General features: G+C 35.4%; 12 protein-coding genes. 1 reads left to right on the top strand and 11 read right to left on the bottom strand.

Annotation, left to right across the window (positions count from 1 at the left end; translation table 11 throughout):
* The 10 genes from IKV95_RS06010 to IKV95_RS05965 form a co-directional block, all read right to left on the bottom strand.
* The coding region (locus IKV95_RS06010; protein WP_287451512.1) for a BppU family phage baseplate upper protein at nucleotides 1-500 on the bottom strand (500 nt) is incomplete at its 3' end.
* A 12-nt stretch (nucleotides 501-512) separates the two neighbouring features.
* Nucleotides 513-3,251 (bottom strand): phage tail tip lysozyme, encoded by a 2,739-nt coding sequence (locus tag IKV95_RS06005; protein ID WP_287451511.1) that lies wholly within the window; start codon nucleotides 3,249-3,251, stop codon nucleotides 513-515.
* Nucleotides 3,248-4,015, bottom strand: coding sequence for a distal tail protein Dit (locus tag IKV95_RS06000; RefSeq protein ID WP_069126060.1), 768 nt, complete (start codon nucleotides 4,013-4,015; stop codon nucleotides 3,248-3,250). The genes IKV95_RS06005 and IKV95_RS06000 overlap by 4 nt, the downstream gene beginning before the upstream one ends.
* Before the next feature lie 15 nt (nucleotides 4,016-4,030).
* Nucleotides 4,031-5,416 (bottom strand): phage tail protein, encoded by a 1,386-nt coding sequence (locus IKV95_RS05995; RefSeq protein WP_069126061.1) that lies wholly within the window; start codon nucleotides 5,414-5,416, stop codon nucleotides 4,031-4,033.
* A gap of 14 nt (nucleotides 5,417-5,430) precedes the next feature.
* Nucleotides 5,431-5,718, bottom strand: coding sequence for a hypothetical protein (locus IKV95_RS05990; RefSeq protein WP_069120357.1), 288 nt, complete (start codon nucleotides 5,716-5,718; stop codon nucleotides 5,431-5,433).
* A 59-nt stretch (nucleotides 5,719-5,777) separates the two neighbouring features.
* Nucleotides 5,778-6,125, bottom strand: a complete 348-nt coding sequence (locus IKV95_RS05985; protein WP_029092213.1) for a tail assembly chaperone — start codon at nucleotides 6,123-6,125, stop codon at nucleotides 5,778-5,780.
* Nucleotides 6,126-6,206: 81 nt separating this feature from the next.
* Nucleotides 6,207-6,731 carry a phage major tail protein, TP901-1 family gene (locus IKV95_RS05980; RefSeq protein WP_069126063.1) on the bottom strand — a complete coding sequence of 175 codons (525 nt, stop codon included), beginning with the start codon at nucleotides 6,729-6,731 and terminating at the stop codon, nucleotides 6,207-6,209.
* Nucleotides 6,732-7,280: 549 nt separating this feature from the next.
* Nucleotides 7,281-7,772, bottom strand: a complete 492-nt coding sequence (locus IKV95_RS05975; protein WP_287451508.1) for an ArpU family phage packaging/lysis transcriptional regulator — start codon at nucleotides 7,770-7,772, stop codon at nucleotides 7,281-7,283.
* Between the two features lie 47 nt (nucleotides 7,773-7,819).
* Nucleotides 7,820-8,053 carry a hypothetical protein gene (locus IKV95_RS05970; protein WP_029092216.1) on the bottom strand — a complete coding sequence of 78 codons (234 nt, stop codon included), beginning with the start codon at nucleotides 8,051-8,053 and terminating at the stop codon, nucleotides 7,820-7,822.
* Nucleotides 8,054-8,325: 272 nt separating this feature from the next.
* Entirely contained in the window at nucleotides 8,326-8,523 is a 198-nt protein-coding gene (locus IKV95_RS05965; protein WP_069120351.1) for a helix-turn-helix domain-containing protein, read from the bottom strand.
* A 184-nt stretch (nucleotides 8,524-8,707) separates the two neighbouring features.
* On the opposite strand from IKV95_RS05965, the gene IKV95_RS05960 reads away from it, so the two are divergent.
* Nucleotides 8,708-9,373: a LexA family protein gene (locus IKV95_RS05960; protein WP_278403352.1), complete on the top strand. Its 666-nt coding sequence runs from the start codon at nucleotides 8,708-8,710 to the stop codon at nucleotides 9,371-9,373.
* A 127-nt stretch (nucleotides 9,374-9,500) separates the two neighbouring features.
* Here IKV95_RS05960 and IKV95_RS05955 read toward each other — a convergent pair whose 3' ends face one another.
* The gene (locus IKV95_RS05955; protein WP_029092218.1) at nucleotides 9,501-10,130 is read right to left on the bottom strand and encodes a LysE family transporter; all 630 of its coding nucleotides are present in this window, start codon (nucleotides 10,128-10,130) and stop codon (nucleotides 9,501-9,503) included.
* Nucleotides 10,131-10,207: the final 77 nt, after the last annotated feature.

The following is a 10,207-nucleotide window of genomic DNA, read 5'->3' as shown; positions in this document are numbered from 1 at the left end:
GGATCAATGCTTGCTAAAATTTCTTTGACTGATTCGAACCAGTCATCAAAATCACCCATTGCATGTTCAATCCAATCCTTTAATGAATCGATTAAATCACTGGCCGTCCAAACATAATCACACCCTTTGTGCATGGGTGAAGATAATGCTGACCAAATGACGTTGTAGTTAAAATCTTTTGTACTATACACTACTTCTTTATTTGATTTAAAACTAAAATAAGCATTACAACGCCCAACAGATAACATCGCCTCTTTACGCAATTGATATTCCACAATACCATTTGTCGCGTCCACAATTCGTGCGTCATCAACCACAATATGGTGCTGTGCATCAACCATATTAAATTCTGCGGATACGCCACTTAAATTTTTCACTTTCCCATCTTCAAAGATCGTTGCACGGAAAATTTGTGATTCATCATCATCTTGTCTCACTCTAATTAATTCCACTTGATTCGCAACAGCTGTTGTACTTAACTTAAATTGATATACTGTCATTTTAATTCCTCCTTATGGTCTTTTTAATCCTAAATAGGGTGCAGGATCTTGATAGGGTCCCCACAAATCTGCTCCCACAGAGAAGTGCAAATGTGGGCCTTTTGATTGTCCTGTTGAACCCATTGTTCCAATTTGTTGCCCTTTTGTTACTTTTTTACCGATATTAACCATTCTTGTCGTTAGATGCCCATAACCGGTGCAATTATCATCGGCATGCTTAATAACGATGTATTCACCAAAACCACCACTTGATGCTGTTGGTAACGAAGCAATAACCTCACCACTTTCGGCCGCAAAAATAGGACTTCCACTTTTATCAGCAAAGTCCATTCCTTTATGCGTTTCTAGGTTGCCTGGATCCAATGGGTTATCACGATTACCAAACCACGAAGTGATTTGATAACCTGGTGCAACTGGCATACCGTATTTCCCACCTGGTTTTTTTAAATCCTTAAACTTGTCATACCAAGATTGTGCGTAATCTTCTCGTTCAGGATGACCAGAAGCCGGTCTTTCAAAGTTATAAAGGAATGCCTTTGCAGCTGTTCTCGGTGATGTTGATACTTTGAATCCACTGACTGTTTTTGGTTCGATAGCTCCAATCCATTGACCCGATTTCATACTCCACTCAATTAGATTGACCTGTGGCACAATTGTTCTGTAATCGTCAGTGATGTTTGCTGATTTCATCAACCTTTGGACGTATTCACGACCATTGTCGGTTGGTTGGCCAACAAGTGGATACGCAGAACCATCCCATTGCACAAGTCCGTATGCAGGTCCTCCGACTTGTTCGGTATCAGGGTTCATTTGGGGACCCGATTCACCTTGGATATTTCCGAGTATAGCTGCAGATGCCGCTTTACTGTAGCTATGCCCTCTTAACGTACTCCAAATCGCCCAAGCTCGCTTATCAATGTCACTTGTTACCTCAGGTGGATATTGACCATTCCAACCACCATTTCCTCCACCCGTTCCGCCATTGCCATCAATTTTAATTCCATTGACATAAAAATCACCTTCAAGTCTTACTTCACCAAAGAGGTTTAATTGCCGTTTATCTGCAGTTGATGATGCCGGAATTTGAACCACAGCCCTAGATAAGGATTTCACTCCACTATTAAGTGATAAAATTTGACCTTGTTCTTGAATGAACGCAACACCATTAGCTTTACCTTCAGAATATGTTGGTAAAATTGATGCGATTACTTCACCATGTTGATGTTCAATCTCCTCACCTTCAACTTTTCTTTCAAATGTCAGCTGACCACCGTCTAAAACAATTTGAAATTCATCCTCATCAATTGATTTTATGATATTACCTTTAATCAAAATACCGCTTAACACACCCGCACGAATATAATTCGCATTAAATTCACCATCAATTGTCCAAGCTGTTTCGAATTTATCTTTGTCAAAATCGCCATTAATAAAACCGATGCCTTCCGAATTCATCACTAAGAAGTGATCCGATTCTTTTAAGCTCTCTTTATTCATGATAACCATCTGATAAGGTTGTCTTGATTCACCTTTTTTTGCATCCCACGGTGACATTAACAACACTGATCCACCTTTAGCTCCGCGAATAATATCACTTTGCCACTTACTTACTTCAGTTGAATCATAAAAATTCATTTTGACACTCTGCAATTCAGATACGCCATTTTGTACGTTGGCAAGCTGTGTTGTAGCCGAAGACCCCTGTAAATTATCACCTAAACTTGTGTCTACTTTGTTTGTTAAACGATCATACTTAACTGAAAAGACACGTGTTTGATAATGATAGCCCTTGTCATAATCGTGAATACTCACTCTATCTCCAATCGAGCTGGCGCCAATCACTTCGCTTGAAAATTGTACCAACGGTCGAGAATTATCTAATAACATTTGATAAGTGGCTGTTAATAGTTCCTTGTCATCCTCAATATCGTCAAAAACAACCACTTGTTCTCGCCTGCGCATTCCGCCATTTTTCATTGGGATACCATGCACTTCAGTTAGCTTTTTCAATTCCAGAAAAGCCTGCCCTTTTGGTTTGACGACAGGTGTTTTCCAGTCAACTTTTTCGAAACCTAGACGTTTACCTTTACCATCACCAACATCTTCACCCTTTCCTCGACCAACAATACTTGTGATGATATTGGAACGATTTTTAGTACGTACAACTTTTAGCGCCGTACTGCCAACTTCGTAACGTTTAGTGCTTTCTTTTCCAATTTTATCGTGTAACTCAATCCATTTTTTTGAAATACCTGTACCGCTAATTTCACATCTGAATAGCAGCTCACAGCCTAACGACTGAATCGTTTTCAGCGCATCTTTAACCGAGATATATTGAAAAGTTGCACTGGCTACCTTGTTTACTATCCCCGTTACATGCCACTCTCCGTCTGTTGCTTTAACGACTTGCTTCGCTATTTCAGTCAATGTCTGTTTCTGAGATTGCTCTTCCTTAACGATATAATTACTCAGCTCATCGAGACCAAAATTAATGCCTTTAAAGTTCATTATCTCCGCATCAATTTCCTCTTCTTGTATTTTATAAAGTGAATAAACTGACTTGCGCTCTCTAACTGCAATGTACTCTGCTTGTTCAAGTTCACTATCATACAAACAACTGACCGTTAAAGTATCTTTTAATAAGTCAGATTTATCGCTTGTTATTTCCTGTTCTTGCAGGCATTGCATTAGTGTGCGATTGTTCTTCATTTTAATTAACTGTTGTTTGTTATCAAAAAAGTAGACACTCATAACTCCACACTCCTATACACAATTGACAGCGTTGCAACATCGCTGGTCACTCGATCGCCAGTTTTTAATTGAAAATTTGAAAAATCGCTATCCAAGTCGAGTAAATTTGTGCGATCGACATTGTTAACAAACACCTTGCCGTTTTTAAAGTCAAAAAGTACCACGTCATTGACTGCTAAAGTTTCACTCGTTATTTTAAGCGTTTGTGAACCATTCACAATTGATAAAGTGGACGTTTTTGTCATTTTAGCAGTCACAGTTATTGGTGTAACTGGGTAATGGAGATGATGATTAATCGCACCGATTGTTATATTTTCAGCACCATATTTATAAGGGTCAGAACAAAAAAGTGTAAACGTACTGATAATATTGTTCGAACTTCCTTCTACTGTATCCGCTGTTTCAAAGCGTCCATAGTAGGTTGTCGTCGGTTCGTCTTCAAATGAAATAGCGACATCTTCCTCACGATACAAACGAAACATCAACTCTTTAAAATCGCGTTGTAATTCTAACGCATTCTTATTCTGAAGTTTATAAGTGACAGTGATGATACGTGCAGGCAATCGTTGATTCGTAATAACTGCACCAATTTGTGCTTCTGTACTTTCCAAAACGATGGCTGTCATTTCGCGACCTTCAACTTTTAATGTTGTATAACCTTCCAATATATCTTCCAACAAAAATCCATCATAACGCATAGCTGATGTTGGTATATACTTCATTTTTCTAAATGGATCTTTTTTTACATCTTTAAATGTGTACATCTAAAAACTCACCTCCTAAATTTGCATATTGATTTGTGTTTCGCCACCCATCGCATCAGAAATATCTGCAACAAATGCTGTGAAATTTTGTTTGCCAATATTAACTACGAACTGGGCGGGTTGTGTTGTTGCAGTATTACTTTGACTCGCATCAGCTGTAAAAGAAGCGCTAATGGAATGGCTCATGCCGTTAACATTACTCATAACGTCGCCAAAACCATTTTGCAAACCTTTATCAAGACCAAACATAATACTTTGACCATTTTCAACGAGTAAACGTTTGTCATATGAAATTGGCCCTTTATGATCTTTAATCCAATCCCCGATGCCACTAACGAATTTTTTACCCGCTTCCCATGCGGCTTTCAACCCATTAACAAATCCATCAATGATTGCTTTACCAGCATCAACTAAACTAAATTCTTTTATGATGTTAAACACACCAATCATTTTGTCGATAAAACCAGCTACTTTGTCAACGCCACCTTGGAAAAAACCAACAATACTATTCCAACAATCGCCTAAAAAGTTTGCCACCGCATTAAATGCTGCGATAGTCTTCGCTTTAATCGTATCCCAATGTCTAATTATTAAACCAACCACAATACCGATAGGTCCTCCTAATATAGACAAAAGAGTGCCTCCCCATTTTTTGAAAAAGTCAACAATTGCAGTAAAGATAGCAACTGCTTTTTCTTTTATTGCCGTCCACAAATTCGAAAGAAATTCGCTAATTTTTTCCCAGTTTTCATATACGAGTATTGCAACTGCAGCTAATGCCATAATTGCAAGGACTGCTATTCCCATTGGACTAGATACAAGCTTTAGTCCGTCTTTAAAAAGATCAATCGATGCTTTCACAGTCGCTATCGTTTCTGCTACTTTAATCAACACGACAACAACTGTCCCAACTGTGAGAAAGGCGGCAACTAAAGCCGTGATAATTGGAATCAACGTTTCACTATGTTCTTGAAAATAACTGAGAAAAACCATGACTGGTTCCATTAATTTCGGGATATACGAGATGATAACGCCAAACCCTTGATCGATCACCGAGACAATTTGACTAATAACGCTATTTATCTGGGTAACAAGTTCATCAAAGGCACCTAAATCAGCAGATTTAAGTGTTTTTGCAATTTCTAAAAAGACATTATTTAACCCATTGTCGATGGCACCCTCGATATCACCCATCGCTGTTTTAGCACCTTCTGAAATTGAACTGAACACGCCAATCTTATCAAATATTCCTGCGAGTGCTGAACCCATTTCTGCTATTTTTTGTGCTGCACCAAATGATACATCAGCTATTTCTTTTGTTTTATCAATGGCTGTTGTAATTCCAGAAACAAAACCATTATTGTCTATATTTAATTCCATGCCTGTTTTATTAGTTCCCATTTTTTTCTCCTTTCCTATTTATTCGCTTTCATCATTAAATCTGAAAAGTCGTTATCCTTTAATGCTTCTTCTTCCTGACCTAACACCATTCTTTCACGTTTCGCATAGTCATAAAATTTTTCAAATGATGTGTAATACGGCCGCATTTCTTTGCCCATTTTTTTCGTAGCTTTAACTTGTTGTGCTAGCCAAGCGGCTTTATGCAGCGCATAGTCTTCGTCTACCATCTTTAATTGAAATGCCGTCATCTTGAGCGTGTATTCATAAAATGTCATACGCTCAATTTTTTTTAGTTCTGTCATGTTCAAATGTCGAAAGCAATTAATAATAATTTGTTCATAGTTTTCGAGTGAATTGAGGATTATTTTGTTTTCATCGCTTTTTTCGTATCTCTGGCTATTAGCTTTCCCGCGTTGTTACTTTCGATCTCGGCCAAGGTTTCCTCAAATACTTTTTCGATTTTATCACACGATTCTAAATAACTTTCAATATCTTCTAATGCTGGTCGTTTCGCCTCTGTTGAAGTGGCACAATGCAATACATCAGCTAGCGCTACAATACTACCTGAATGAATTTCAATTAGTTTTGTTGATAATCCAGTACCAAATTTCATGCCGTTGTTTTCGATAAAAAACTTTTTATCCAATTCACGTACAAACTTAATTCCAAAAATAAACACCTTAACTTCTCCATTAATCTTTAACTCCATTACAATTCCTCCTTTAGTAATAAAAAGAAGCTAGGTTTCCCTAGCTTCTACTTGTATAGTTGATATAATTTTATCGATCTGTTAATTATTATTCCCAGCAGGTTCTTCAACTTTCACAGTGTCTTTAAACACGTATGACACAACATTCGCTTGTTCCTCAGTCAAAGTTGCATAACCTTTTTGTCCGACACCATTAATAGCAAATTCCATTTCTAGTGCTAGACCATCCTCAGAATTGGATGTTTTTGAAAAACTTGAAACATAACCTTGGAAATATGTTGCTTTAAATTTATCACTGTTTTTTTCTGTGCCTTTTTCTGCTTTATCAATCTCCCAAATTTCGATAATTTCAGCTGCATCGAAAGCATCATCTAATTCATCAATGTAGGTATCTCCTTTGGCAATAATCGATGTCGCTGAAAACTCATAAACAATCGGTGCCATATTTTGCAATGGACCGTCCTTGGTCGGAACTGCTTCATTGTCACGGCTTTTAGCATTACTATGTTCCGTTTGGAATGCCATCTTCCAAGCTGCTCCATCCTTTTCATTTTTTAAAATACGGTATAATAGAATAACGTCAATTCCTTTTTTTGCTTCAGTCATTTTTAAAATCTCCCTTTTAATAGTTTTTTTAATCTTTGTTTGCTTCGCTTGCTCTGCAGTGGCAGCGTTGCTGAAATATTTCATTTTTCATTAACATGTTAACAATTTACTGCGCATTTGATACCAACGTGTTTTATTTAACGTCCACAACAATCGGAAACGGACGAGCAAGTCTTAAAGATGTTCCCCAGTAAAATTAAGCTTTTCTGCTGTTTGAAACTCTTAACTACTATCATCTTAACACCTTATTTCACCTAAAAAGTGTCTTCTTAATACCTTGATAGTACGGAGAAAATTCATTGCTTTTTCTTTCTTATTTTATCCCATAAAAAAAGATACTAGCTCTTTTGCTGGTATCTTCATCGATAGCTTTTCTGCTGTTTGAAACTCTTAACTACTATCATCTTAACACCTTATTTCACCTAAAAAGTGTCTTCTTAATACCTCGATAATACGGAGAAAATTCGTTGCTTTTCCTTTCTTATTTTATCCCATAAAAAAAGATACTAGCTCTTTTGCTGGTATCTCGTTAATAGAAATTTTGAACGTCTATGTTGTTACTCTTTGTTCAATTCCTAATTCACATGCAAAGTCAGTCACTGCCATATTCAGTTCCATATGGTATGTAGTGTGCTCAATCATTAATTTTTCCATTATCCTAGTTTTATTAGACCCAATAATAAACTTGTCCACGAATATAACTTTACGTCGTTCTCTTCGTTCAGGATCCAAAACACATTCGATTCGTTCCAATCCCTGATTGATTTTTTTTACAAAGTATTCCATCTTTTCAAATTTCTCAATATTATCTAATGCTGCATTTTCTGTTGTACTATGGAAGTCATTACCATATGTTGGAGGCACAATAGAATAACTTGCGGTCACCTTTGGAGCTGCTCTCACACCTGCTTTTATGGCTTCTTGTTTATAGGCGGTTATAAGTAATTCCACATTTTTGACAGTTTTCCTCATATTTAAATCACTTGGTCGTACTTCTTTGTAGTTTTCTAATTCAATCATTAAGTTGTCTTGTGTGCTCATTCATTGTCCTCCTTTTATTAGTAAAGTTATTTTTTATAACACTTATTTCATTGACAAGTAATCTCTAACAATGCGACATATAAAAACTCAACACTCGTTTCATGATGTTTATAGCGTTGATAGGAATAATGATCTCTATCTGCGCTTGATCGCACTTGTTTTTCCGTCTTTATTTTAATTACTTCATGACCACGAAGACGTGCATCAGCTAGCTTTTTAACAAATTCGATTTTATTTTTATTTTTAATGTAATAACGATTATTGATCATCGTTTTATTCATTCGCCACTCTCCTCTGATTTTGTAAAGTTAATGAAAACGTTAGTGCTAAATAAACACACCATATTACTTACCTTTTTTTACTAAATAAATATTTCCAATTAATAAAGCCGTTGTAGATATAATTGTGAAAAATAGTACCAATAATGAAAATTTTAAAATAACTGTCACGCTCCATTTCTTATTTATTCTTAAAACAAATTTTTAACTTTAGATTCTATCTTATCTCACACCACGAATATGATTTAAAATCATATCCAACGTGCAAAAACACCTTATTCTCTCTTAATACCAAGTATTTCATCAGATGTAACATTAAAATAAAGACATAATTTAACTATATTTTCAGCATTCATTGATAGTGGATCTTTTTCCCAGTTGCTAATTGATGTCTGTGTTGTATCAATTTCTCTCGCTAAGGTTCGTTGAGACATCTTTCCATTTTTAGCTCGCAACTCTGCGATTGTTATCAACCTGCCACCTCCTGGTCATATCTCTATGTTATATGATTTAAAATCACGTGTCAATAAATATATATGATTTATTATCATGCCACTATCTTATAACTGTCTAGATTATTATTTAATACATTATAAAACAACAACTTGATTTAAAATCATACCAATGATATATTATACTTATCAAAGGGGTGTTGAAATGAGGACTTTAGGAAGTCGCATAAAATTTTTAAGAGAAAAAAAACATTTAACTCAAACAGAATTGGCTGAAAAAGTTGGCGCAAAAACTTATACTACTATATCTAAATGGGAAAGTGACGAAAATTTCCCAAAAGGAAAGGATTTAAAAATCCTAGCCGAATTGTTTGGTGTTTCAGCAGATTATCTCTTAGGAATAGAACCATCCGTTCAAACTTTCCAAACATCTGAATGTCATGATACAGATATTGAACTTCCTCTATATGGTGACGTTGCTGCTGGGGCTCTAGCAGAGTTAGAAAGTATTGATGTATGGGATGTCAAAACCGTAAAATTACCAAAATTTTTGCTTCCACAATCGATGTTATCCGATAAGTTATTTGCTATGCATGTTAATGGAGATTCAATGGATAAAATAATTCCTAACGGTTCATTAATTGTTGTAAAACCAATTGAACAATCGCTCTATAATGATGGTGATATTGTTGTTTTCAGCTATAATGGTGAATATTCATTAAAAAGATATCGTCCCAATGCCATGGAAGGTTTTGTATTATTTGAAGCTGATTCAATTAATCCTGATTTCAAAAATATCCCCATTAGTAAAAGTGAGTTATTTGAAGCGAATATGTATGGTAAAGTCGTTTTTTGTGGGATAACATTTTAATCCTACTATTAGTTAAAATTGTTTAAAATAATGTCTGATAAAACTTAAAATCCGTCTGTAGTCTACGTATTTAAAAACTCATTCCGAATGTGGAATGAGTTCTTTTGTATACAAATATAGATCTTACTTAAAAAAATGCTTTTACTGACATATAAAATTCATATAAAAAGTAACAAGCAAAGCCTAACAATAAAATACCAGCTACAATCGAGCTCCATTTTATAGCTTTACGATTCATAATTTTTCTTGTTAATGAAACAATGGACAGTAAACTAACATCATGTAACAATATACCACTCAAAATCCCTAATGCAACAATAAAAAATTGACTGTTACTCTTTGTGTAGGAATCAGTTAATACAGTTCCAAATACTGTAACCCAAAAAACGAGGTTCCCTGGTGATACAGCTACAATAAGTCCATTTCGATATGTTTTAAAGAATGATTTATTTGTTTTTTCACCTGCTAAATTAATATCCTTATTCGCATTTTTGATAGAATCGTAGGCGATAAAAACCAGAAATACAGCTCCTATCAACCATAATGGGCTTTGAATATAAGGTAAAGAAAGAATATTAGCAAATCCTAAATAAAGTGCAATTATTAGTGCCACATCAATTGTCATACCACCAATACCAACGGCCCATCCGTGTATAAATCCATTTTTCAAAGTTTGTTTTGTCATTTCTACACTTATCGCCCCCACCGGCATTGCGATTACCAAACCCACTAGTAAAGACGTAAAATAATTTTCCATGTATTCCTCCTTAATTATCTGTTTATTTTATTATGAAATTATCATAGCATAAAAATACATATTTAATCTCTAAAATT

The sequence above is a fragment of the Brochothrix sp. genome (assembly GCF_017549435.1).
Classification (GTDB): domain Bacteria; phylum Bacillota; class Bacilli; order Lactobacillales; family Listeriaceae; genus Brochothrix; species Brochothrix thermosphacta.
This window is presented reverse-complemented; position numbering and strand designations above follow the sequence as displayed.

Bases quoted from the DNA above. Each gene is read 5' to 3' on its own strand.
- IKV95_RS06005 (WP_287451511.1), bottom strand. From the start codon at position 3,251: ATGAGTGTCTACTTTTTTGATAACAAACAACAGTTAATTAAAATGAAG.
- IKV95_RS06000 (WP_069126060.1), bottom strand. From the start codon at position 4,015: ATGTACACATTTAAAGATGTAAAAAAAGATCCATTTAGAAAAATGAAG.
- IKV95_RS05995 (WP_069126061.1), bottom strand. From the start codon at position 5,416: ATGGGAACTAATAAAACAGGCATGGAATTAAATATAGACAATAATGGT.
- IKV95_RS05990 (WP_069120357.1), bottom strand. From the start codon at position 5,718: ATGACAGAACTAAAAAAAATTGAGCGTATGACATTTTATGAATACACG.
- IKV95_RS05985 (WP_029092213.1), bottom strand. From the start codon at position 6,125: ATGGAGTTAAAGATTAATGGAGAAGTTAAGGTGTTTATTTTTGGAATT.
- IKV95_RS05980 (WP_069126063.1), bottom strand. From the start codon at position 6,731: ATGACTGAAGCAAAAAAAGGAATTGACGTTATTCTATTATACCGTATT.
- IKV95_RS05975 (WP_287451508.1), bottom strand. From the start codon at position 7,772: ATGAGCACACAAGACAACTTAATGATTGAATTAGAAAACTACAAAGAA.
- IKV95_RS05970 (WP_029092216.1), bottom strand. From the start codon at position 8,053: ATGAATAAAACGATGATCAATAATCGTTATTACATTAAAAATAAAAAT.
- IKV95_RS05960 (WP_278403352.1), top strand. From the start codon at position 8,708: ATGAGGACTTTAGGAAGTCGCATAAAATTTTTAAGAGAAAAAAAACAT.
- IKV95_RS05955 (WP_029092218.1), bottom strand. From the start codon at position 10,130: ATGGAAAATTATTTTACGTCTTTACTAGTGGGTTTGGTAATCGCAATG.